Source organism: Peristeroidobacter soli (assembly GCF_004138485.1).
Lineage (GTDB): Bacteria > Pseudomonadota > Gammaproteobacteria > Steroidobacterales > Steroidobacteraceae > Steroidobacter > Steroidobacter soli.
This window is the reverse complement of the sequence record NZ_RYEV01000009.1, coordinates 62,495-85,345: the sequence shown is the minus strand read 5'-3', so window position 1 is coordinate 85,345 and position 22,851 is coordinate 62,495. Positions and strand designations below refer to the sequence as shown.

At 63.2% G+C, this 22,851-nt stretch carries 19 protein-coding genes; 3 read left to right on the top strand and 16 right to left on the bottom strand.

The window, feature by feature from the left end; all coding sequences use genetic code 11:
• Positions 1 to 20: 20 nt before the first annotated feature.
• From EKO19_RS33360 to EKO19_RS33305, 12 genes are all read right to left on the bottom strand, one after another.
• Entirely contained in the window at positions 21 to 1,028 is a 1,008-nt protein-coding gene (locus EKO19_RS33360) for a FecR family protein (RefSeq protein WP_129781761.1), read from the bottom strand.
• Positions 1,029 to 1,039: 11 nt separating this feature from the next.
• Positions 1,040 to 1,576: an RNA polymerase sigma factor gene (locus EKO19_RS33355; RefSeq protein WP_129781760.1), complete on the bottom strand. Its 537-nt coding sequence runs from the start codon at positions 1,574 to 1,576 to the stop codon at positions 1,040 to 1,042.
• Positions 1,577 to 1,749: 173 nt separating this feature from the next.
• Entirely contained in the window at positions 1,750 to 2,778 is a 1,029-nt protein-coding gene (locus EKO19_RS33350) for a hybrid sensor histidine kinase/response regulator (protein ID WP_175597280.1), read from the bottom strand.
• Positions 2,779 to 2,939: 161 nt separating this feature from the next.
• On the bottom strand, positions 2,940 to 3,146 hold the full coding sequence (locus tag EKO19_RS33345) for a hypothetical protein (protein ID WP_129781758.1): 207 nt from the start codon (positions 3,144 to 3,146) through the stop codon (positions 2,940 to 2,942).
• A gap of 19 nt (positions 3,147 to 3,165) precedes the next feature.
• Positions 3,166 to 3,420, bottom strand: a complete 255-nt coding sequence (locus tag EKO19_RS33340) for a hypothetical protein (protein WP_129781757.1) — start codon at positions 3,418 to 3,420, stop codon at positions 3,166 to 3,168.
• 139 nt (positions 3,421 to 3,559) lie between these two features.
• On the bottom strand, positions 3,560 to 4,099 hold the full coding sequence (locus EKO19_RS33335) for an RNA polymerase sigma factor (RefSeq protein ID WP_157995557.1): 540 nt from the start codon (positions 4,097 to 4,099) through the stop codon (positions 3,560 to 3,562).
• A gap of 2 nt (positions 4,100 to 4,101) precedes the next feature.
• Positions 4,102 to 6,681: a TonB-dependent receptor gene (locus tag EKO19_RS33330; protein ID WP_175597279.1), complete on the bottom strand. Its 2,580-nt coding sequence runs from the start codon at positions 6,679 to 6,681 to the stop codon at positions 4,102 to 4,104.
• A 205-nt stretch (positions 6,682 to 6,886) separates the two neighbouring features.
• On the bottom strand, positions 6,887 to 7,216 hold the full coding sequence (locus EKO19_RS33325) for a hypothetical protein (RefSeq protein WP_129781754.1): 330 nt from the start codon (positions 7,214 to 7,216) through the stop codon (positions 6,887 to 6,889).
• Between the two features lie 10 nt (positions 7,217 to 7,226).
• Positions 7,227 to 9,482, bottom strand: a complete 2,256-nt coding sequence (locus EKO19_RS33320; protein ID WP_129781753.1) for a hypothetical protein — start codon at positions 9,480 to 9,482, stop codon at positions 7,227 to 7,229.
• A gap of 66 nt (positions 9,483 to 9,548) precedes the next feature.
• Positions 9,549 to 9,992: a CesT family type III secretion system chaperone gene (locus EKO19_RS33315; RefSeq protein ID WP_129781752.1), complete on the bottom strand. Its 444-nt coding sequence runs from the start codon at positions 9,990 to 9,992 to the stop codon at positions 9,549 to 9,551.
• A 4-nt stretch (positions 9,993 to 9,996) separates the two neighbouring features.
• Positions 9,997 to 11,187, bottom strand: coding sequence for a hypothetical protein (locus EKO19_RS33310; RefSeq protein WP_129781751.1), 1,191 nt, complete (start codon positions 11,185 to 11,187; stop codon positions 9,997 to 9,999).
• A 39-nt stretch (positions 11,188 to 11,226) separates the two neighbouring features.
• Positions 11,227 to 11,682, bottom strand: a complete 456-nt coding sequence (locus EKO19_RS33305; RefSeq protein WP_129781750.1) for a CesT family type III secretion system chaperone — start codon at positions 11,680 to 11,682, stop codon at positions 11,227 to 11,229.
• Between the two features lie 562 nt (positions 11,683 to 12,244).
• Here EKO19_RS33305 and EKO19_RS33300 point away from each other — a divergent pair.
• Positions 12,245 to 14,731 carry a choice-of-anchor tandem repeat GloVer-containing protein gene (locus EKO19_RS33300; RefSeq protein ID WP_129781749.1) on the top strand — a complete coding sequence of 829 codons (2,487 nt, stop codon included), beginning with the start codon at positions 12,245 to 12,247 and terminating at the stop codon, positions 14,729 to 14,731.
• Positions 14,732 to 14,801: 70 nt separating this feature from the next.
• On the opposite strand, the gene EKO19_RS33295 is transcribed toward EKO19_RS33300, so the two are convergent.
• From EKO19_RS33295 to EKO19_RS33285, 3 genes are all read right to left on the bottom strand, one after another.
• Entirely contained in the window at positions 14,802 to 17,438 is a 2,637-nt protein-coding gene (locus tag EKO19_RS33295; RefSeq protein ID WP_175597278.1) for a LuxR C-terminal-related transcriptional regulator, read from the bottom strand.
• 71 nt (positions 17,439 to 17,509) lie between these two features.
• Positions 17,510 to 18,583, bottom strand: coding sequence for a FecR family protein (locus EKO19_RS33290; RefSeq protein ID WP_129781747.1), 1,074 nt, complete (start codon positions 18,581 to 18,583; stop codon positions 17,510 to 17,512).
• Positions 18,584 to 18,640: 57 nt separating this feature from the next.
• A complete protein-coding gene (locus EKO19_RS33285) occupies positions 18,641 to 19,129 on the bottom strand; it encodes a type III secretion system chaperone (protein ID WP_129781746.1) in 489 nt (162 codons plus the stop codon).
• A gap of 188 nt (positions 19,130 to 19,317) precedes the next feature.
• Here EKO19_RS33285 and EKO19_RS33280 point away from each other — a divergent pair, with 188 nt between their 5' ends.
• Both EKO19_RS33280 and EKO19_RS33275 read left to right on the top strand, forming a co-directional pair.
• Positions 19,318 to 19,827 (top strand): hypothetical protein, encoded by a 510-nt coding sequence (locus EKO19_RS33280; RefSeq protein ID WP_129781745.1) that lies wholly within the window; start codon positions 19,318 to 19,320, stop codon positions 19,825 to 19,827.
• A gap of 58 nt (positions 19,828 to 19,885) precedes the next feature.
• Complete coding sequence (locus EKO19_RS33275) at positions 19,886 to 20,851, top strand: hypothetical protein (protein WP_129781744.1); 966 nt, start codon at positions 19,886 to 19,888, stop codon at positions 20,849 to 20,851.
• A gap of 73 nt (positions 20,852 to 20,924) precedes the next feature.
• On the opposite strand, the gene EKO19_RS33270 is transcribed toward EKO19_RS33275, so the two are convergent.
• Positions 20,925 to 22,850 carry a hypothetical protein gene (locus EKO19_RS33270; protein ID WP_129781743.1) on the bottom strand — a complete coding sequence of 642 codons (1,926 nt, stop codon included), beginning with the start codon at positions 22,848 to 22,850 and terminating at the stop codon, positions 20,925 to 20,927.
• Position 22,851 lies beyond the last annotated feature (1 nt).

The window sequence follows — 22,851 nt, the reverse complement described above, 5'->3', positions numbered from 1 at the left end:
GATCGGCAACGACAGGACGATCAATGCGTGGCGGCCACCTTGGGTCGAATGACGATCTCGCCGTCGCGACGCTCGACGGTCAGCTCCGGCTCGTGCGCCAGGAAGTCGGCCAGCTCGTTCGGATCGTTGGCGTCGAACACGCCGGCATAGCGATACTGTTTGCCGTCGACCCCTTCCAGCCGGATGCGCAGGGCGGGGTTGTGGCGATTGAACTCGGCGACGATTTCATCGAGCGAAGCGTTATCGAACGTGAGCCGGTGTTTCTGCCAGCCGATTTCGTCCTCGACCTTCACGTCCATGCGGCGTTCGATGGCGCCGCCGTGATCGATCGCGGCGACCTGGCCGGCATTCAGGAATAGCTCTGCCGTCGTGGAGGCAAGTCGCACACGGCCTTCGAGCAGGGCGACCGTGGTGCCGCCGTTCATGCGATTGCGCACGTTGAATTCCGTTCCCAGGGCCTGAACGGTTCCCGCTGGCGTGCGCACGGTGAAGGGGCGTGCTGAATCGTGTGCGACTTTGAATGTCGCTTCGCCACGCAGCAGATGCACGTCTCGGGAAGACCGGTGCAGGGCTACCTCGATTTGCGAGTCCGCATTCATCTTCACGAGCGAACCATCGGCCAGCTGCAGGGTGCGAAACTGTCCGATCTCGGTCGCATAGATGCGCTCGTTCGTGCCCGGATTCCATACCAGGAACGAAACGAGGATCGCGAGCGCCGCTACTGATGCCGCCATCGCGAAGGTCTGCCATCGCGAACGCGGCGCCGGTGCCCTGCGCACGGGCAGTTTCGTGACATTGCTGGTGATGCGGGAGAGCAGGGCGTCGACATCGTGCCTGCGTTCGCGATCGAGCCCGCCCAGCGCGAATTCCACTGCGGCGACTTCGAGGAATTCCTCGACGTGTCGCTTCGACTGGCTCAGCCACTGCTCCAGTTCATGCAGTTGCTGCGGCGTGGCCGTGGGCAGCAGGTCTACCCACTCGGATGCCCGGATCACGAGCAGTTCGTCGATTTTCTGTTGCACGACCATGTCAGTCCTGCTTAAGAACGCTGTTTCAACAAAGTTTTCAATCTGGCCCGCGCCTCGCACACATACACGCGGACGCTCCCTTCGGTGGTGCCCATGCGCTGTGCCGCTTCCTTGCTCGACAGGCCATCTCGCTTGGTCAGCAACAACGCAACCCGATGGACTTCCGGCAGTTGCTCCAAGGCACGAGTCAATTCCTCCTGGAGGGCTACCGTGTCCGCATCGGTGGTCGTGCCCGCGCTCGCCGATTCACTCGCAGCCTGGAACGCCTCGGAATCGTAAGTCACCACGTTGCGGTGTTCCGCCATGCGGGCGTCGGCGACTACATTCGAGGCAATGCCAAACAGGTAGGCCGCGGGATTTCGTACCCGGGCCTGCCAATCGCCCCGGATGAAGCGCTCGAAAATCTCCTGGGTGAGGTCGGCTACATCGCCGGCGCGCCGCAGCCGCTTCTGTACGTAACGCCGCAGATCGGGCGAACAGCGGCGAAAAATGTCTTCCAGCGCCGCCGGGACGCCCGAATTCTCCGCCTTGGTCGGTAGCCGCTCCACGCCAGGGAACCTCCTTTCCCTTTAATGTCTGCGGCGGCGGGGATTTGTTAATTCCCGTTGGAATTTTTTTTTGCGGCGAGACGGGACGGGCGGGTGCGACCGGCCGCTCGGGGTGGCTGATCGGCCCGGCCTGGCGGGAGGCTCGGTGCAGGTTCGCCAGGCCGTTCCCCGGATCAGCTATGTAGCTTCCTGACATGCTCGGGCGCCAGGCTCAGGCACATCCGGTGCAGCGTTTCGGTCAGTTCATGGACGTCGCCCGATTTGAGCACGATGCCATTCACGCCAGCCGTTTGTGCCATCGCCTGCTCCTCGGGCCCCACCCATCCGGACAACAAAACAACGGGCAGGTCGCGCCGGAAGGCACGTAGCTTGTGCGCCAGGTCGATGCCGCCCATGGCCGGCATGTTCATGTCGGTAACGATCAGATCGTAGGCGCCAGGGCGCGCACTGAATGCAGCCAAGGCCTCTTCGGGACAGATGAAGGTCTCGACGCTGTGGCCCATGCGATCGAGCAGTTCCTTGATGAGCTCCGCCATCGCCTCGTCGTCGTCGACATGCATGATTCGGATCGGTCCGCCGTGCGGGCCGACAGGTCGCTGTTCAGTCTTCATGTCGGTCGCGCTCCGCGCACAAGGCAGATAAATATCGAACGTCGTTCCTTCGCCGAGGCGGCTGCGTACGGTGATTCCGCCGCCATGGACCGTGACGATGTCACGTACCAGCGACAGGCCGAGGCCGGTACCCTTGCCCGGTTGTTTGGTGGTGAAGTAAGGCTCGAAGATTCGCCGCAGGGTCGCCTCGCTCATGCCGCAGCCGGTGTCGCTGATCGACAAACAAACGTACGCACCAGGTCGCATTCCCGATGCGATGGCACGGGCCCGTGCCGGATCGAGCTCGACAGCCTCGATAGCAAGACCGATGGTGCCCGCCGCTGCGCCGATGGCGTGCGAGGAATTGATGCACAGGTTCATGACGATCTGGGAGACCTGGCCGGCGTTCATCTCGACGTCCGGCACCGCCTGCGCGAGGTCCGTGCGCAGCTCGATTTTCGCGGGCAGCGTGGAGCGCATCAGTTTGAGGGAGCTTTCGATCACAGGGCGCAGTTGGCCCCGCGTGAGTTCGGCGCTCGGCCGGCCGAACGCCATGATTTGCCGCACCATCTCCATGCCGCGGTGAGCCGCATCGGAGATCGTGTCGAGCAAATCGTGTGCCGCGTGATTGCGCGGCAGCTCGCGATCGACCAGGCTGGTATAGCCTTCGACGATGGCCAGCATATTGTTGAGGTCGTGCGCGATGCCGCAGCTCAACATACCCAGCATTTCGAGCCGCTGTGCATCCTGCCCGGGATTCAGGGGGTGCATGATCAACGCTCCCTCGTCTCCCAGCCGACCCGCGCGACGTTCAGCACTGCCGGGCGCTCATGGCGCACCTGCTGATAGTCGCGCAGGAAACCGTGCCTCGGTTGGTAAGAGAGCTCGGCCAGGCGGCGTTCCAGGTCCGCAGCCTGCTGGGGATCGGGTGTGATCGCCGGACGCGAGGTGACGATCTGAGATTTGCGTTTGAATATCACGAGCGCTCTCCCTGTTGCATCAGACGATAGGGGCGGCGATTGTGTGCCGCGTGGATGAGGATCGGTCGGACTCGATGACGACTTCTTCGATGTCGGTGAACTGGATGACGCAGCGAATGCCGGCAAGTCGAGCCCCGCAATGCAGGCTGGCCAGAATGGCATTGCACATGGCACGCGCCTCGGTGCTCGTTCCTTGCAGTTCGAGCGTGCCGCGCTCGTTGCCCACGATACGGATGTCGTTGGCCGCGAGCTCTATGGTCTGACAGTCGTCCATTTGCGTGTCACTCTTCGAAGCGGACCGGATGTGGTGTGTGAATGATTGGCGGGACGAACGCCAGGAACAACGCACCGAAGGGGTGGCTGGGAGGGCGGCGCCGGGTGGGGGCACGGGCGAGGCCCGGCCTAGGGAACTTTCAGCCTGCGTCCTGTTGCAACAGGATCTTCAGTTTCGCCCGGGCTTCGCACACATACACGCGAACGCTGGCTTCGCCGATGCCCATGCGGGCCGCGGCCTCTTTGCCGGAAAGCCCATCCCGCTTGGTGAGCAGCAAGGCCAGCCGATGCATTTCCGGCAACTGATCCAGGGCGCGCGTCAATTCGTCCTGCAACTCGACGTTGTCCGCATCGACCGAGCCGGCCGCGGTCATGGCTTCGCCCGCCTGGCTGGAAATCTCGGAATCGTAGGTCACTACCTCGCGTCGTTCGGCCGTTCGTGCATCGGCGATGACATTCGAAGCGATGCCGAACAGGTAGGCGATCGGATTTCGGGCGCGCGTTTGCCAGTCGCCCTGGAGGAAGCGCGCGAATATCTCCTGGCTCAGATCCGGCACATCGGCAGTGCGGCGCAGGCGGCGTTGCAGATAACGGTGCAGGTCGGCCGAACAGTGCCGAAAAATCTCGTTCAGGCGCGCACTCGCGTCCGAGGTTTCCGGATTGGCGTGCTTCAGGTCCACGCTCAGAAATCGAGCTGCAGGTTGAGGCCCAGGTACCGGTCGGCATCGCGCGGCACCCAGCGCACGACTCCACCCAGATTGCCGTTGGCCCGGTAGGAGGAGTACTCCTGGCGGAGAATATTCTTGACCAGCAGCGCGGCCGCCCAACGGCGCTGCGAGTTGCTAAGGCCGACTGACAAGTCCAGGATGCCGAAATCGGGCTGAGTCAGATCGCTGTTGTCGGTGTATTGGAACTGCATCCGGGACTGCCATCGATACGCGAGGTTCACATCCAGATCCAGAGCACTGCCGATGCTGCGTCGGTAGTTCTGACTCGCGTTTAAGCGCCAGGTCGGCGCATAGGGCAGCTCGTTGCCGTTCACATGACAGTCCACCAGCTCGATCGGACACAAAAATTTACGAATGAAGGCGTCGTTGTACAGGCCGGCGAAGCGATAGGTGAGGCTCTGGGTGGGCGAGGCGGACAAGCTCAGCTCGGCGCCACGGTTGGCGACCGAACCGGCGTTGCTCAGGTTAGTTACGTAGGAGCCGGCGACATACTGAGTGCGTTGCGCCTGGTAGTCGTGGAACTCGCTGAAGTAGGCCGCCAGGTCGAATTGCATGCGGCGCTCCCAGAGCTGCGACTTCAGGCCGATCTCGTAAACGTCGGAGGTTTCCGGCTCCAATGGCGGCGTGTTGAAGGACTGCATGTTGAAGAAGACGTTGTACGCTGGGCCCTTGTAGCCGCGGGACGCCGATACATAGGTGATGAGATCGGGCGTCAGATCGAATTGCGCGCCCGCTCGACCGGCCCAGCCGCTGGTCCGATGAGCTCCACTGTCCTGGAAGGAGGGCGCGACGGCGGGCACGCGGTTCGACGCGGTGGCGCTCGACACTCTGTTCGCGTCGAAGCTCACGCGATCCCAGATCTGGCGATAGCCGAGAAAGGCGCGCAATCGTGCGGTGAAGTTGAAGTTCATTTCACCGAACACGGCGTAGTTCTCGCTGTCGGCGCCGAAATGGTTGGTGCCATGGTCGAATTGCGCCGGCACTCCCGTCGCATCGAAGCGAGTCACCTCGCGCGAATATCGCTCGCGATCTTCCGCCTGCATGAAATACAGACCGGCGACGAAATCGGCGAACCCGCCTTTCGGCGACACGACTCGCAGCTCCTGCGAAGTCTGCGTAAATCGCACGTTCCCGTGGTCGACGATTCTCGGCAAGGAGGCATTGTATGCGGAGAGCTGATCGTAGTCGTAACCGCTCAGGGTATTGCGCCACTGACGCCAGGCACTGATCGAAGTCAACAGATAGTCTGCGCCGAACCGCCAATCGACCTGCAGCGAGGCGCCGCCGTTGCGATCGGCTGTGCGGTTGTCGTCGTCGGTGTTGACCTGGTCGTTACTGGCGGAGGGCCGCACGCCCAGCGAATCGAGCATGGCGGCGAGCGCTGCGTTGTGCTGGACGACGTTGCGTTGGCAGGCATTGGGTGCCGGCGGGGAGATGAGATAGCGCGGGCAGTAGACGATGTAGCCAGTGCTCACGAAAGCGCCGCTGGGCACGTCCTCGGAGGAGTGAGTGATGTCCGCCGCAAACGTGAGAGTGAGATCGTCGAGAGGTGTAGTGACCAGCTTTGCACGCGCGCCGTCATGCTGATAGCCATTGACCTTCCGATGATTGTAGAGATTCGTCATGTTGCCGTCGTAGGCACTGCTGAAAGCGGAGAGCCGGCCGGCGACGCGTTCCGAGAGCGGCCCGGAAAGGCCGCCTGCGACACGATATTCGTTGCCTGAGTAGTACCCGAAGTGCGCGAATCCGCCGAAGGTGTCGGTGGGACTCTTGGTCGTGACGTTCAGCACGCCCGCCGAAGCGTTCTTGCCGAACAGCGTGCCTTGCGGACCGCTCAGCACTTCGATCTGGTCGAGGTCCAGGATGTCCAGCATGGCCTGGCCCGAACGTAACAGGACCACGCCGTCGACGACCGTGGCCACGGAGGGCTCGGGACTTTGTGACGTGGCGATCGTGCCGATGCCGCGCATGAAGACTGTGCGGTCCTTTTGCGACGTGCTGGTACGAACCTGCAGCGCGGGCGCCTGCGTGGCGATGTCCTGGATGTCGTTGAGATTGGCCTCGGTCAGCTCGTCGCCATCCAGCACCGATAGTGAGATCGGCACGCGCAGCGAGGATTCCTCGCGACGGCGCGCCGTTACCGTGACTTCCTCGGTCACTGCGGGGACGACCGCGGCGGGTGCGGGCTCCACGGTTGCTGACGTCGGCCGTGCCGGAACGATCCGAACCAGGTCGGGGCGCACCAGTTCGAATATCAGTCCGGAACCTTCCAGAAGGCGCGCGAGAGCAGTTTGAACATCCATCTCTCCTTCGAGCGCTCCGCTGCGCTTGTCAGCAACCAGAGCGTGATTGAAGGCGATGGAAATATCGGCCTGGTGGCCGAGCTGCAGCAGGCCCGAGGCCAAGGGCTGAGCGGGAATCGAAAAATGAACGGCCGAACCCTGCCCGAAGCTCGCTTCTGCAAGTGTCAACGCGAGCACGACATCGGCAATCCATCGGAGGCCGTAACGGTGGGCACGAGCAGGTGCGGCCATCCCCATCGACGTGGTCTTCCATTGATCGGTCGGGTCCAGCGCCTCGCGGGCTCATTCTACGGAGCCGGCGTGGCACAGCTTCGTCAGACGGCGTCTGACTCCTCAGGCACGGCAGATATTACAGCGTCCGAGGCGGAGGGGGGATGAGGGCAGAACCTGATGACGAAAGCCGGCGGGCTGGCCAGAGCCGCCGGCGCTACCGGATTCAGACGAGCCGCACTCCATAGTACGTGCGCACGTACTCCTGTAGCGCCGCCGGAAAACTGGCCTCGCCGCGCGGGATCGATCTGACCTGCGTGCCGAACGTCTGGCCGGCAGGCCCACCCTCGACCACGGCGATGGCCGCTTTGTCGTTGATCCGCTCGACGAGTGTTTGCAGAAGGTCCTCGCGGCCGGCATCGGCGTCGATGATCTCGAGATAGCCGTTTGCGTCGATCCCGAGGCTTCCGATCGCGTGTTCGGCTTGACCTTCCGCATCCTCGTACGCAGTGAGGATGCCGATCGGATCGAAGACGGTGCTGTCCTCGTACATCATGGTTGGATCTCTATGCGTCGAGCGCGCTCATCAGGGCGCGCGCAAATCTCGGGCCGGCGAGCATGGCGTGCGCCTCTATGGGCTGTTCTCTGTAGGCCGATCGTTGGTCGGACGCACCGTCGTCGTAATAGTCCATCGTTGCGTCGAACAGCTGCGCCTGTCGGTGCGCTGGGCTGTGCTCCGTGATGCGCGGCGGGTGCTCGTTCAAACCCGCGCGCAATTCGAACTGCCAGTTGTGGCTGTTCTCGTGAAAAATGGTATTCATCGTCGCTTCGAAATCGCTCAGACCGGCGGCCGCAGAGTTCACCGCCAGCGTGCGTGACTTTGCATCCCATACGGCCGCGACCGTCGACGAATCGAGGTCGCGGAAATCGATATTGTCGGGTGGCGCGAAGCCCGCGACTTTGCAATGGGTCGCGACGATGAGCTTGATCACTTCCAGCTTGCGGGCGGGCGACAAAGACGGCCATTCGTCGCGAGCGCGTTGCAGCTCGGGCTTGTGGGCCATCAGGGTGGCTACCGTGGCCTCACGCAGGCGCTTTTCCTCGTGCAGGAAAGCCGGATCGAGCTGCATGGATTTGTAGAGCCGGGACTGGACCCGGCGCTGCTGCGTGCTGAGGTCGTTCTGGGGTAGGCCGCCGCGTACGGCATCGAGCAGCTTTCTCTGATGACTCACCGATAAAGCGCGCATGCTCGGTAGCAAACCGTCGTGGTGCATGTGCTGGTTCGCGAACTGGAGGGCGGCGTTGCTCTTTTCGGCGGGATCGGCGAAGCGATCGAGCGCATCGATTTCCTGCTCCAGGCGCGCGGCCGTCAGGCGCACCAATCGATCCGCCTGTTGCTTCGCTAGGGCCAGGTCCTGCAAGGCAGTGGTGTAGCGAGCCGGATCGGCTCGCAGGGCGTCTTCTTCGTGGCGCAAGAGCGTGCCGACGTTGACCGGTTGGCGGAGGAAACCAGGTAAGCGAGCCAGCGTCCGCGACAGGTCGTTCCAAGCTGCCCGTTCAGCGGGGCTCAGGACTTTTTCGTCATCGGTCTCCGCCGAGTCATCCAGCTCCGCGGACATCAGGTAGCTTTTCCTGACGGCGTCGAGGGAATCGCGTTCGGCATTGAGGCGGCTGAAGTAGCTTGCTTCATCACGGGCAGCCGGACGGCTGGCGACCATGCTGTTGAGCTCTCCGCCGGGCTGGAGCACTGCCCGCGCGTCGCGGATCAGTTGGGTTTGCGCCGTCGCGGTCCGCTGGTATGTGCCATTGTCCGCGAGCCGACGATGCAGCAACGCCTGTTCGAGATTGCCGGGCTCGAGCAGGCGGGCCCGGTCGACCAGATTCTGAGCGGGCAGCTCGAGCGCTGCGTAGAGATCATTGTTCAGTGGCGCCAGAGCCGTTTGAATCTTGGGACTGTCGGTATCCTGCGGCTGCAACTCTCGCGCCAGCGCAACGATCAGGTCATTCGCCGCCTGCTCGAGCCGCGTGCGTGCCTGCTCCAGATCCTGGGGCGATGCCTTGTCGTGGTACCTGGCGGCCTTCTGCGCTTCGTGATAGTTGTTCAGCAAGGTCTTCAGTTGCGGGCGCAACTGTACCGCGCTCCGGGCGATGGGTTCGATGCGCTGGAACTCCAGCTGCAGCGCTTGAACGGCGGCACGATGCTTGTGTTTGAGCAGCCGGCGCTGTTGCGTTAGTTCTCGTTCGGATCGTATCGATCGCAGCAGTGTACCGGCACGAGCGACATCTCCGTTCTTGACGCACGCATCGGCCTGCTTCGCCGCCCTGGTCAGCGAGGCGGGGCATTTCTTGCCCCACCGCTCGTAGTCGCTGATCCATCGCTTGGCTTCATCGAGATCGACGTGGACCTGGTACTCCGGTGAGCTCCGGTATTCCTGCAGCTTGCTTCGCAATGTTCCGAGAAGCTCGTGAGCCTTGGGAAGACTTCGTTCTTTCCGCACGCTGTTTGCGAGATCGCGCGGCTCGGCAGCGCGCGGATCACCAAGGCGTTCCAGGCGTGCGATGTCAGCTTCGAGCTCGGACAGCTCGCGATTGACGATGTGCTCGGGATGCTCCTGGCCCAGCGGCGCTACCACCGCCTGACGGAACGACACGTTCGGCCTCACAGGTTGCCATTGCGCGCGCGCCGTGGCCGGGGGCGCATGGTCGACTTGGCGATTGTCGAGCACTCCCGCATTCGCACTGGCGGCGGGCGGCGGCTCCGAAGGCGTCGCCTGCGGTGGAATGTCGGGAACGATGGAATCAGCACCGACGGGTTTCATCATTTCTGCTGCTGTGGACGTGGATGGCGGATGCGATGATGAGCAGGCCGTCGCGAGGACAGAACACTCTCATAGGGTGGCCGTGCGCACTTTCACGGGTGGTTTTATCGACGCACCTTGCTCGGCAAGCCTGGCTCGCAAAGCGACCGCGCACTGCATGAACCGGGCGAGCTTGGATGGAAAGGTTTCATCGTCGAGCGCGTCGGCTGGAATTCGAATCGAGTATTCCAGCTGCGACAGCACGGCGTCGTAGCCGATGACGCCTTCGTGCGCTTGCTCCCGGCTGCCATTGAGTCGTAATGCCTTCTCGAACAGCGGCAAGCGCGAGCTCTCATGAATGAATGCAATGGGTGTCGAGGCCAGCAGGCCGCCGCCGACATCCATGGCCAGGACGCAGATGAGGCCGTCCGCATAGCGCAGCGCGACGGTCTCATCCGCCTCGGCGGGCTGCGTGGCGCCAGCCTGGAGGCCGAGGCAGCCAAGCAGCCGTTCAAGCGAGCAGTGCCCGGACATGAGGCTATCGTGCGAGCTGCGGTGGCCGCGGCTCGGGAAAGATCAGCTCGGGAGGCTCGCGCAATGCGTACTGATTGTCGCCGCGCTTTTCCCAGGCGTCGGATGTCTGCGGATTCAGTTGCACCGTCTTGGTCTCGTCGCGGTTCGGATGGTACGTCTCCTTCCAGGGTTTGAATCCATACGTGTGCTCGAATTGATCCCGCTGGGCCTCGGTCTGCGCGAACCGCAGGAGTGGCTTGTTGTGCTTGGTCGCTTCCTGTACGGCCTTCTCCATCACCAGCGCTTCCATGCCTTGCGAGCCTGGGTGAGTCACGACACGAACCAGCGACACCGCTTTGTTGCCATCCTTGTCGACCGCCTCGAGCGTGCCGTAGCCGACTCGCGCCAGCGCTACCGTCTGCCCGCCCTTGGACAGGCGGAAGTCGCTGTAATCCTTCCCCGGCGGGAACATCTTGAACTCGTTGATCTTCGCGGCCCGGTCGGCTCGTGCCTCCGGGTCTTGGGCCGCATCAGCCGCGTTCGCGTGCTCGAGCTCGGTGGCATAGCCCCGCACGTCGCCCGGGCTGACCTTTTCCAACTCGATCTCCGTGTATGCCTTCGCGGGTCCTTGCAGTTCCTGAAGGATCGCCTGTCGCATCGCGGGCGGGGCGCCCTCGATCGTCTTGCGCAGTTTCTCGAGTTGCTCGGGACTCGCGTTCTTCGCGTAAGCCAGAACTAGGGCAGTGCGCACCGCAAGCCGCAGTTCCGGCGTGGTCTTGGCAGCTTGCACTGGGGAATAGTGCAATTGTTTCGCGAGCTGCTGTCTTTGCTCGGGCGTGGCGTTGTCACAGCGCTGCTGGAAGGCTTTGCCGTGACTTGCTAGGGCCTCCGGACCGATCTCGCGGAGGATCTCCCCATCGTTGTGATCCGAGGACCGGAAAGGCCGCAGCGAGTGCAAGCCTTCTCGCACAGCTGCGCGTCCCGCCCCTGTCGCAGACGACTCTGCCGTGCCTTCACCGATCAAGGGCTGCGCGTGAGCAGCCGTCGGTGGTGGCGCCACTTCGCTGCCGATCGCTCCTCGTGCAGCCGGAGCAACTTGAAGCCATTGCAGCGGTGCGTGCGCCTGCTGTGCATTCGGCGCCTGGGGCGGTGGGGCGACGGTGGTCTGCGGGGGTTGGCCGCCAACCATTCCGTTGGCTCTCGTGCGCGATACCATGGATTGACTCCTTTGTTGACAGGTTTGCCGGCTGGCGGGTCAGGCCCGGATCAGGTGCATCGGCAGGGTGAATTCGTGGGACATCGCGGCGCTCGCCGCGACGGCATCGTGCAGCTCATGGCGGAGGGTTCTGGCGGTGTCGAGGAGATCGATCAGTGACTGCGACAGTCGCTGTGCGTCGAGATGGCTGGCACGTTGCCGGATGTGCAGTACCAATGTCGACGCATCCGGGTGCAGGGAGATGGCCGCGCCGCGCGTCGCCGCTGCGTGCAGATTGAGGCGTAACGCCTGCTCGAACAGCTGCTCGCGATCGGCTCCAACGAGGCACAACGCGGTCGAGAACTCGATTGCATCCTCGGCATCGCACACCGTGAAGCTGCATTCGTATATTCCATCGACTGTCAGAATGAACTGATCGCCCACGGTGTCGACCGGAACGCCGATGACCGCCGCGGCGGCATGAGCGAGATCCCTGAGATGCGAGTGACCTTCCATCTGCACGCATGAGTAACCGAGCGCGTGACAAAGTTCGCGGTCCGGACTTCAGCGCTGGTCCTGTTCGGTCGATGCTTCGAGCGCAGGGATGGCGCGCGCCGGCATCGACTCCAGTTCGATGTTCGACGGGACCCTTGCGAGCGACTGCAAAGCGAATGCAGGCGGCTCCTTTCTTAATGAGCCGCCTTGGGAACTTCGTGACGAGCGTTGTTACATACATGCGTTACGCAGCGTCCTTTGATCGTTCGGTGGCGCGATATCGGCGGAGGGCGTAGCCACGGGCGCATCAACGGGAAGTGCCGAGATCCGACGTGTGCAGCGGCGATGATGCCGGTACGCAGCTGGATGTGGGACGGTAGCGCTGATAGGCGCTCGTAGACCGCGACCCCCGGGACCTCTGTCTCGCAGCACGCCGGTGTTCGTCTGCGATCTGTAACTCCGAAGAAGCCTCGTGGTGTCTCGGGAATGAGAGCTTCGCTCGCGGCGCACGGATGACGCGTCAACGGGAACTTCGCCGCGTGTGCCGTTACTCAGCGACGACCATGGCACACGGAACTCTCTTATGAAACAAGCTTGCTCATGGCTCGCTGCCATTTTCGTTACGACCTTGCTCGCGGCCTGCGGCGGCGGTGGCAACTCCAGCCACCCGGCGAGTGACATCCCGAACTCCGGAGATCAGGGTGATATCCCGAACTCGGGAGATCAGGGTGCAGCCAGCACGGGGCACGTGCTGGGTGGATCGGTCTCGGGGCTGGGCAACGCGAGCGGCCTGCAGCTGACCGACGGCATCGACATTCTCTCGATCGATCCAGGCGGATCGACGTTCTCGTTTCCGACGCAGCTTGCGTCAGGCAGTGCATACGCGGTCGCGGTGACAGCCCAGCCGGCGGGCAAAGTATGTTCCGTCGCCGGCGGCACCGGCACGATCGATTCCGCCGATGTGGCCAATATCGTCGTGACCTGCGCCGATCAAGCGTTCACCCTCGGTGGGACGGTGCAGGGTCTGACCAGGACCGGCCTGGTACTGGCCAATGGCGCCGATACGTTGATCGTCGATGCTGGTACCACGACTTTCACGATGCCCAAGCAGGTGGCGTTCGGCGGCAACTTTGCGGTAACCGTGGTGAGCCAGCCGGTCGGACAGGCCTGCACGGTGAACAACGGTGAGGGCGTGATGTCTGCAGCGGGAGCTGCCGCGATCGCCGTGAGTTGCGGCGACGAGTTCTTCTCGCTCGGTGGAACCATCGCCGGCTTGGGAAACAACAGTGGTCTCGTGCTCGCCAATGGCACCGACACGCTGAGCGTCGACGCCGGAGCCAGCGGTTTCACGATGCCTGCCAAGCTTCTTTACGCAAGCGCTTATTCCATCACTGTTCAGAGCTCGCCCGCCGGCATGACGTGCACGGTCGCTGAGGGCTCGGGCTCGATGCCCGCGAGCAACGTTGTGGGTGTCGCGGTGACTTGCGCGATCGACGCTTATGCGATCAGCGGTGCGATCAGCGGATTGACCGTCCCGGGACTGGTGCTTACGAATGGTCCGGATGCGCTCACCGTTCCAGTGAATGCGACGAGCTTTACGATGCCGACCGCCGTGGCGTTCAGCAGCAGGTATGCGGTGGTCGTCGCCACGCAGCCGACGAATTTCATGTGCACCGTCAGCAACGGCGCGGGCACGATGGGCGCGGGGCCGGTGACGGATATCGCGGTTACCTGTGCGCAGACTGCTTTCACCCTGGGCGGATCGATCAGCGGACTCGGCTCGAACGGACTGATTCTGGCGAATGGCAGCGACACGCTCGCAGTTCTGGCGAATGCCGCCACCTTCACGATGCCGGCTGCGATTGCGAAGGGCGCGAGTTATGAGATTTCCGTGGTCAGCAACCCGGCCGCCGTGCGTTGCACGGTGAGCAATAAGTCCGGCGTCGCCGTGCCGGGCGGGGCCACGTCGAATCTCGACGTGTCCTGTGTGCCAGCGACTGTATCGGCGTGGCACGTGTTCCAGGGCAACCCGGGGGACGGTGGCGATCCGCAGTCGGGCGCTCTGCTCCTTGACAACGACGGCAGCTTGTATGGCACGACTTGGGGCGGCGGCACGAACGATCTCGGCACGGTGTTCAGGATCACGCCCGCGGGCGAGCAGATGGTGCTCTGGTCATTCGGTGGCCCCGGCGACGGCAGACGCCCGACTTCCGGCCTGATACGAGGCACGGACGGCAACTTGTATGGGACGACAGCGAACGGTGGCAGCAGAGATTTTGGCACGGTCTTCAGGCTGACTCCGGCGGGTCAGGAAGACGTACTCTTTTCCTTCGGCAACTCTGGGGCATGGCCGTTGACGCTGAACCAGGGGCGCGATGGCAATTTCTTTGGTGTCACCAAGTTGGGCTCGGGCGGCAACCCGAGTGCGTTTGAGCTTTTCCGGCTGTCGCCTGCGGGTGACGAAGTGGCAGATGATATCTACGTCGACTTCGGCCGGGGTCTCCCGTTTGGGATGACCGGCCTGATGGAGGACGCTGACGGGACGTTGTATGGTGCGATGTCCAGGGGCAGTTCGTTCGGCACGGCCGGCAATGGCGCGCTCTTCAGAGAGTTTCAAGACGGCCGACCCTCACCCATCAGTTGGTGGGACTTCGGAGTCGCTCCGGATGGCGCCTCTCCCGTGGGCAGCCCGATTCGAGCCAACGATGGCAACATCTACGGCGCGACAGCCAATGGCGGCGCGTACGGCTTCGGAACGATCTACAAGCTCGCAAGTGACGGATCGAGCCGTACGACGCTGTACTCCTTCGGCGCGAATGCGGGCGATGGAAGCCATCCGGTGGGAACGCTGCTCCAGGCAAATGACGGCGCTTTGTATGGCCTTACCTCGCAGGGAGGCAGCGCCGGCGCCGGCACTCTTTTCCGAGTGACGCTGGACGGCAACGAGTCGATCGTGCATTCATTCACGGATGCGCCGATGGGCAGCCTCGTTCAAGCCGGCGACGGTACGATCTACGGCATGGCAACGGGCGGAACGACCGGCGAGGGCATGGTATTTCAGCTGAAGTAGGATTGATGCGCGGACCGAGCAGCGCAACGCTGCTCGGTCCGCGGTGGCGACGCGATTTCGATACTGGACGTCAGGTCGCGAGGATGCCTTTGCCGCGAGCCACGGAGACGGCGAGAACGCGGCAGCTCACGCCGAGCTTTTCATATAAGCCGCGCAGATGAAACTTCACAGTGTTCTCCGTGAGATCGAGCTTGCGTGCGATGAGCTTGTTCGAATGACCGTCGGCCAACTGCGCGAGTACGTCGTGCTCGCGGGGACTCAGAATCGAGTTGCCAGGCAATGCTGACGATGTTGTCGCGCTGCTTGAAGTGCCGAGCACGGCTGCGATGAAGTCCACGGTGTCGCCCGGCACTTGATTGACGCCAGTGACACGTATCAGTTGCTTCAGCAGTTTCTGCATCGGCTCGCCTTCATCGAGGAACGGGCGCAACGTATGTTCCGGAACAGCAATGTCGAGCGCCGAGCGGAGCGCTTCCACAGCCTGCTCCGATTCGCCAAGTGCATCGTATGCCAGCGCTTCCAGCAGCCGGCCTCGAAGCAAGAAACGGAACGCGCCGATGCGCGCGCACTGTTCGTTGACGGTGGTGCAGATCGAAAGCGCGCCGTGCGCATCCCCCGCTGCCAGCAGCGCGCGAGTCAGCGCCAAGCCGTCATAAGTGAGTTCCAGCCAGGTGTGCGAGGTCGGATACAGGAACTGTCCGTCCTTCATCTGCACGCCAAGCTGGGCCAGTTGGGCCAGTGCCTGCTCACCTTGGCCGGCGCGCGCCAGTAACTCGGCTCGCTGGACATCTATTGCATGACAGAGACCGGGCAGCTGCCGGCGCTCTCCGAATCGTGCAGCGTGGGCCAGTATCTCCAGCGCCGCACCGAGTCCCTTGCGCATGTATTCCATGCGACTCGCCATGATGTTCGCCGACATGTACGTGTGCACGGAACATTCGAGCTGATCGATACGCGGCAGCAGCCGATCCAGCATCTGGTAACTGGTCGGCAGATCGTTCTGGTCGAAGTAGACCGCGATCCCCAAGGTATCCGCCAGCAGTTGCAGCTGCGGCTCCTTGGACTGCAGGGCGGCGACGATCGGCATCGTGCGCTCGAAGCATTCGCGGGCGAGGTGCAACTTGTTGCGATAGATATAGGAAGCGCCCAGGCGGTGAATCGCGAAGTTCGCGGCATAGGGCGTATTGGCTTCCTTGCACCAGAAATCTGCTTCCAGCGCGCTGTTGGTCGCGCCGACCAGGTCACCGCGGCGCAGACGCGCATTGCACAGCGCGAGGTTCAGTATCAACTGGGTGCAGGGATCGTAGCCTGCGCTGGTCTGCAGAAGTTTCTGCTGCAGATCGGCTTCGTCATGACCGGCCTCGGTCCGATCTTCCGCGAAGGCCAGGAAATAGTGAGCCACACTCAGGCGCTGCAGTACCTGCGGCGATAAGCCCGGAGACGCATTGGCGGCGGACTGGAGCGTTTCCAAAATGCGACGTGCTTCGTGCAGACGCCCGTTCTTTGCCAACAGGAACGAGCGTGCAATCGCGGCGCGCGGAAATTCGCAGAGCAGTTGCTGCGGCAATTGCTGGAACACGCGCTCGAGCGCCGTTGCACCGTCGCGCAGGGCCAGCTCGATGCCATCGATCGATTCGATCGTTTCGAAAATCTTGCGAGGATCGCCCGCCATCCGGGCGTGATGCACGGCGGCTTCGATGTCGCCTGCTTCGAGAAACCACTGGTGCGCGCGCAGATGCAGTTTTCGCCGCTGCGCCTCCCCGAGCCGCGCCACTTCGCGCGCTAGGCACGCTTGCATGAAGGGATGCAGCGAATACCAGCCCTGCTTGAGCAGCAGCGGTACGCCGCATTCCAGCGCGTTCTTCAGCAGCCGATCCGAGTTCTCGGCGTCGCGAATGTGGTCGAGCAGTAGCGCGTTGGAACGCTCTACTGCTGCCATCACGATCAGCATCTCGATGACCGGCTTCGGCACGGTGTCCAGCACTTGTTCCATCACATAGCGGATCGCCAGCTCCGGCGGCGCCAGCATGCTGAACCCCGCCGTCGCACGGCGTTCGCAGCCGAGGCGCAGTACATGGAGCGCCGCTTGCCAGCCTTGCACACTATCCTCCAGCGTTTGCAGATCTTCGACACTGAATCCATGGGGTTGCAGGTACTGCCCGACCTCTGCGGCGCTGAAACGCAAATCCTCGCTGGTCAGGCACTGCACATGGCCTTCGAGAAGCAGTTTGAAGAGCGGCCAGCGAATCGGTGCCCGGCTGGCCACGACGACGTGCAGCTCGGACGGCAAGCTGCGCATCAAGGTGCCGAACGCCTCATCCAGTTCCGCGGCGCCCATGGGATAGTCATCGATCAAGATCAGGCTGCGCCGCGTCACCCCCTGCCACGACGAATCCTCGATGCGAATGCCGGCCGGACGCAGAGCGGCGTTCATCTGTGCCACGAAACGCTCGGGATCGCGCGCCAGCTCATTCAGCGAGACCTGCGCAGCGAGGATGCTGCGATGTCTGGCCGCCTGGTACCACTGCCAGAGCGTGGCGGTCTTGCCGTAACCAGCGGGTGCTTCGAGCACGGTGACGGCGTGCGCCAGCACGGAATCGAGTCGCCGTTCGATAGCGGGCCTCGCGAGCAGCTCGAAAGCGAACGGCGAGCAATCGTTGTCTCGATTCGACGTCTTGGCACCGCCGCCCGGAACTGGTCGCAGCACTGCGTACGGCCGTTCTCCAGAGCGGGCCTGCGGCCCCGGATTTTCCGGTTGCAGACTGCACGGCATTGCGTTCACTCGAGTGCTCCTTGCGCGGATGTTGCGCTGACGCCGCGTTCGACGGGCTGCGATGGGCGGTGTTTCGGACGGATGATGAGCTCGTTGCCGACATGCTCGACTTTCAGGTCCGGCTCGAGCGCGAGTACCTGTACGAGCGCGTCCGGAGCGTTCGCGTCGAAGATGCCGTCGTAGCGATGTGAGACACCGTCCACGCCATCGACGCGCAAGCGCAAAGTGCGGTTCTGACGGTTGAACTCTTGCACCACCTCGGTCAGTGGTGCAGCTTCGAAAACCAGTCGTCGCGCTTGCCAGGCAATGGCATTGGCGACAGTGGCATCGGCACGCGGCGCGAACGATCCGTCGAGAAGAATGTCCACCTCCTCGCCGGCCGAGAGGGTCATTTGATGCGAGCGGGATTCGAGGTGAACCTGGCCCTCCAGCAGCGACACTCGCGTGACGCCGTTCATCAGATTGCGCACGTTGAACTTCGTCCCCATCGCCTGAACGATGCCGGCGCGCGTGTGAACGCGGAACGGACGCGCTGCATCGTGCGCAACCTGGAACGTGGCTTCACCTCTTACCAGCGCGATCTCCCGGGCCGATTTCCCGAAGTTCACGTCGATGTGAGAATCCGCGTTCATGGTCACGAGGGATCGATCGGCGAGCTGCACGGCTCGATGCTCGCCGATGGCCGTGGTGTATTCCTGCTCGGGAGGGGCGGGCTTCCATCCGGTCATTGTCGAGACCAAGGCGAGCGCCACCCAGGAGGCCGCCATCGCGCCGATCTTCCAGCTGCGGCGCCACGCCGGGGCTTGGGCTGCCGCCGCTGCGGCGGGCCGCGGCCGTATCGGCACGACTTTCGGCAAGATTCGCCCGAGCAATGTTTCTATATCGTGCTGACGCTGCCGGTCGAGTCCGCCGAGCGCCAGGTCCACTGCCGCGATCTCGAGGAACTCCTGCACGTGCACCTTGGACTCGCTCAGCCACGCTTGCAGTTCGTGCAATTGCGCCGGGGAAGCGGTAGGTAGCAGCTCGAACCATTCCGAGGCGCGGATGGCGAGCAATTCATCGATCTGGCGCTGTACCACCGTCTTGGCCTCCTTTGACTACTACGTCGGTAGCGGAGGCGGTTTTGTTAATTCGACTCAGCCGTAGATCGGCGGGATCTCGGAAGCCAGCGCGGCGGGCGGCGTCGCGTCATCGGCGCCGGAGGCGAGGCCAGCCCGATGGGCAGCGGCGCGCTTGCGGAGCCGCTCGGCGGTCTTGAGCAATTGGTCGAGCAGGTGCTCGAAGCTCGAGTCATCGAACGCGGCGACCGGGCTCGCCTGGAACAGCATCAAGGCGCCGGTGCTGCTCTGCAGGCCGACGCTGGCACCCCCGGTGCCCAGCCAATAGAGATTGGCCGCCAGCAGCTCGCGCAGCAGGGGCCCGGCGTAGCCGGCGTCCTCGGCCAGCTTGTCGAGAAAGATCGAGAACACCAGCCGCTGCTCGGACTCGTCGAACTCGATGGTAAGGGCCAGATCGTCATCGAACAGCAGCACGCAAGTATCGTCCTCGCCCAACGCCAGCCCGCTCACCGTCAAGGTCTTGCCGAACGCGGCGAGCAACTGATTGGCCAGGTAGCGATGATCCATCGAATTCTCCGGGAGGTCGTCTACGTGATGTCGAGGGATTCAGTAACGCCAGCGCTGCGCTGGTTCCGTCCCTGGCGGTTGCTCCATCGTGAAGCCACGGAACCTCCCCAACGCCCGGTGTTACTGATTCGCCGGGGTAACGATTCAGCGAAAACCACCACCTTTGCGACCGACGAGGAGCCCCTGATATGCCGATCGAGACCAGTCATCCGCGTGACACGCTCGCAAGCAGCCCGGCGACCGATGCGATTCGTGCGAGTCTGCTGCAAACCTATACGCGGTTCGGCGGGCGTATCGCAGAGCTTGCGTCGCGATCTCTCAGGGATCCTCTGACGAGGCGCGACGCCGAGAGACTGTTGCGGGCGGCTGCGAGCCTCGGCGAAGCTCGTAGGCTGGCATTCGTTTCCGCCGGCTTTCAAATCGGCGCGTTGGTTCGCACCAAGTGCGGCCGGGTCCGAATGCGCCAGCGCTGGGACCGCGCGGTGCTCGATTATTGCGTTGACATCATCAACGAGAGTGCCGAAGACTGCGCCGATTTCGAGTTCGTGGTGAATGAGGCCGAGCGGTTGCACGATCGGGTGCGAGCGTTCCTCGACAAGCGCGGCCGTTGGCCGGTTCTCGGTGCTCGAGAGTTCGAGGCGAACGCGAAGCCAGCCATTCTCGTGCTGGCGGCGTGGCGTAGCTCCGAAGTGAGCTGAAAAAAGCTGGACTTCTGGGCATGCAGCGTTACCCAGTGGCGGACTAGCAGGAGATTCAATGCCTCCCATCGGTGATGCGCCTTCCATAGGCTACACATCCATTCCCCAGAGCAAGGCCTGTTCGAGCGCAACACCGAATGTCATCGACATCAGGGGCCGCAAGCTCGACGCCGTGGTGAGCTCGTTCGCCACGGCGACGGGTTTGGAAGAAGCCGGCCTGCGTGCGGTCCACGATGCGCAGGGTGTGAAGATCGTCGTCCCCAGTTCGTCATCTGCCGTTCCTACGATGTGGATGCGCATCAAGGCCGCACTGTCGAATCTGCCGTTGCTCGGTCGCTCGGCCACGTTGCGCGCGGCGCGCCTGGAGGTCGACTCGAAGCCCCTGGACTCCGAAGGAATGAATGAGTTGGTCTCGGCAGTGGAGCGAGAAGAAAAGAGCGTCGAGCAAGACCAGGGCATCGAGCTGAATGGGTACTACACGGGGTGGGCTCGCCGGAAGCTCACGGGTAAGCCGCTCACCAAGCGAAGAGTGGAACATGTGTTAGGTAGCGCGCTGCGCGGTATCAGCCAACAGGCTGCGGGTGCTCGATTGGAGCGTATCAAGGCGCAGATTCCTGACGGCCCGTCTCGTGTCGGAGCCAATGCACGTCCCGCGCAGATGCGTCGTAATGCCGGGGTCGACCATGATCAGCCCGAGCTCACTCGCGCGCAGCAGCTCGCTCTACGAGGTACGCCTGTGGCGCCGGCTGCGCACGACGCGCAGCCACCGGCGATTCGCGACAAGTCCAGCCAGAAGTCGCCGGAGGCGCCGGTGGGATTGCTCGGCGTCTGCACGGAATTCGTACGTCGGGAGGTCGGACTATCCGATGCCAATGCGCTCGCGGGCAAATCACAGAAGCTGTTCGATGACGTGCGTGGTTACTTGATCCGCCATGACCGGTGGCCCATCGAGGATCTCGAGTCGTTCGAAGCGCAATTTCCCTTGCTGGTCGAGCACGCAGGCTTGTTGAAGACCAACGAATGAGTGCCGCGCCACCGACGGCCCAGTCAGGCACCGCGACACTCACGGTGGAGACCGAGGACGACTTACTGCCAGCTCATCGCGCCTCGGCGAAACGGAAGTCATAAGTTACGGGGCTGGTCGCTCGTACATCGTCGCGCGTGATGCTGAAGTCGTAGCTCATTCGCAAGTGTGAATGTTCCGCATCCAGTTCGCGCACGCCGTCCGGCGTTGCGACGGCCCGCGCAGCGTAGTTCTGCTCCACGTGCACACTGATCTCACCATCGCTGGTCTTCGAGAGGGTGCAGGTACGCTGGTCGTTGGCCTCGACCGGCAGCACTTGGCCGTGAGTGCCGTCCGGGAGCTGTACCGGGCAGTTCGGATCCTCTAGCGCCAAGCTCATGGGTACGAATAGCTTCTGCGACACCAAGCGCGTTACGCGCGCCGCGAGGGCTTCATCACCTACGAATTCGACCAAGCGCTCGAGGCCTTCGAGCTTGGCTGCATGCTTCTCTTCTTCGGTGGGGGTGCGATCGGATGGCGCGACCGTGCCGATTCGTGCCTGCGTTGCTTCGGTCTGCAGGATGACGTGCATGCGGTTCACATCCTGGTAGAAGCCATTCCCGAAAAATTCCGTGGCTGCGTCGCCCGATTTCGTGACGGAGCGCAGCGGCTGCTGCCCCTGTCTTGCGGGAATGCGATCCTCTTTCTGCAGGGTCTCTCGCAACTGCTCGTCATCGGCCGGAATGAGTATTCCCTCACCCTCGCTGACGCGTGACCGATTCAGCGCCGTTGCCCGCAACTGCAGCTCTTTCAACTCTTTCGCAGCCGCTGCATCCACCCGGCTGCCTACCACGGCGCGGGCGCTGGACGCGGCCTTCGTGCGCTCGGCGCCCTTGCCGCTCGCATCGCGAACTTGTTGCTCGACGTTCTCGACTCCGCCGCGTTTGCCGAGCGCCTGCAATACCAGTTGCGCGGTTGAATGCAATTCTCGCGCACGCCTCGCACCGAGCTCGAGTTGCATCTCGCTGTCGACATCGGTGGCTTGCCGCGATTGCTGGCCGAGCTCATCTGCTTTCTCATCGAGAGCCGCGAGCGCAGCGCGGCCGGGGCCGTCGTTCGCCATCGCCTTGAAATACGCTTCGCGCGCCTGCTGCGGAGTCAATGCGGCTGCGGCACGCTCCAGGGCCAGGCTGTCGAGCGTCATGAAAGCCCCGTATTCCGTGTCTCCCAACATGGCATCGACGATTCCCACGTGAGATGCGTCATGCAGCCGATCCAGATTCGCGACCAACGACGACATGCCAGCGCCGGAGGTTAAATCAGCCAGCACCGCTGCAGCGGCATCGCGTTGCGCGAGCGTGTCGTTTTGCGCGGTCTCGATCTGCGCATCGCTCATGTTCGATACGTATCTGAGTGCGTGGGTCGCCAACTTCTGCAGAGCCTCGCCATTTGCTACATATTTGCCTGGCTCGATGGCGACATGCCTCTGCAGCATGTACTGATAGTGCCCGCGTTGCGCCTGCGTGAGCCGCTCGGGGTCGATTCCCGCTTGCTCGCGGGCGAACTTGTCGAAGCCCGGTGCGACTGGCGAATAGCTGGTCGCTGCAAGTGTGGCAGCCGACAGGGCTGCAGAGTGCTTCGCCTGATCGGAAAGCATCTTGGCGTAGGCGTGCGCGTCGCGGATCTGGCGCACGGTAATGGAAGCGCCGCGTCCATCTTGTAGTTGTCCTGACGCGCTCAGCCCGACCATGCGCATCGCCGTCTCGGCGATGTCCTCGCCGCCGGCTGTATTGCCATCGAAGCGCTGTTTCAGGTCGACCAGCAGAGCATGTGCGATGAGATCGGATTGCGCTTGACGCTCGCGCGTTGCACGGGCGCCCGAGGGAATGAATCGCAACATGCGTCCGAAGAAGCTCTGCCGGGCAGTGGCGATCTTGCCGTCCTTGACTTGGACGATGTCGCTGCCGGCCGCGCCCGCGGTCGCCTGCGTCAGCGGCTGAGATGAAATTGCCGTCGGCATG

Excerpts from the sequence above, each read along its gene's own strand:
- EKO19_RS33275 (WP_129781744.1), top strand. The coding sequence starts at position 19,886 with ATGCCTCCCATCGGTGATGCGCCTTCCATAGGCTACACATCCATTCCC.
- EKO19_RS33320 (WP_129781753.1), bottom strand. The coding sequence starts at position 9,482 with ATGATGAAACCCGTCGGTGCTGATTCCATCGTTCCCGACATTCCACCG.
- EKO19_RS33315 (WP_129781752.1), bottom strand. The coding sequence starts at position 9,992 with ATGTCCGGGCACTGCTCGCTTGAACGGCTGCTTGGCTGCCTCGGCCTC.
- EKO19_RS33325 (WP_129781754.1), bottom strand. The coding sequence starts at position 7,216 with ATGATGTACGAGGACAGCACCGTCTTCGATCCGATCGGCATCCTCACT.
- EKO19_RS33270 (WP_129781743.1), bottom strand. The coding sequence starts at position 22,850 with ATGCCGACGGCAATTTCATCTCAGCCGCTGACGCAGGCGACCGCGGGC.
- EKO19_RS33285 (WP_129781746.1), bottom strand. The coding sequence starts at position 19,129 with ATGGATCATCGCTACCTGGCCAATCAGTTGCTCGCCGCGTTCGGCAAG.
- EKO19_RS33340 (WP_129781757.1), bottom strand. The coding sequence starts at position 3,420 with ATGGACGACTGTCAGACCATAGAGCTCGCGGCCAACGACATCCGTATC.
- EKO19_RS33310 (WP_129781751.1), bottom strand. The coding sequence starts at position 11,187 with ATGGTATCGCGCACGAGAGCCAACGGAATGGTTGGCGGCCAACCCCCG.
- EKO19_RS33305 (WP_129781750.1), bottom strand. The coding sequence starts at position 11,682 with ATGGAAGGTCACTCGCATCTCAGGGATCTCGCTCATGCCGCCGCGGCG.
- EKO19_RS33330 (WP_175597279.1), bottom strand. The coding sequence starts at position 6,681 with ATGGCCGCACCTGCTCGTGCCCACCGTTACGGCCTCCGATGGATTGCC.
- EKO19_RS33300 (WP_129781749.1), top strand. The coding sequence starts at position 12,245 with ATGAAACAAGCTTGCTCATGGCTCGCTGCCATTTTCGTTACGACCTTG.
- EKO19_RS33360 (WP_129781761.1), bottom strand. The coding sequence starts at position 1,028 with ATGGTCGTGCAACAGAAAATCGACGAACTGCTCGTGATCCGGGCATCC.
- EKO19_RS33280 (WP_129781745.1), top strand. The coding sequence starts at position 19,318 with ATGCCGATCGAGACCAGTCATCCGCGTGACACGCTCGCAAGCAGCCCG.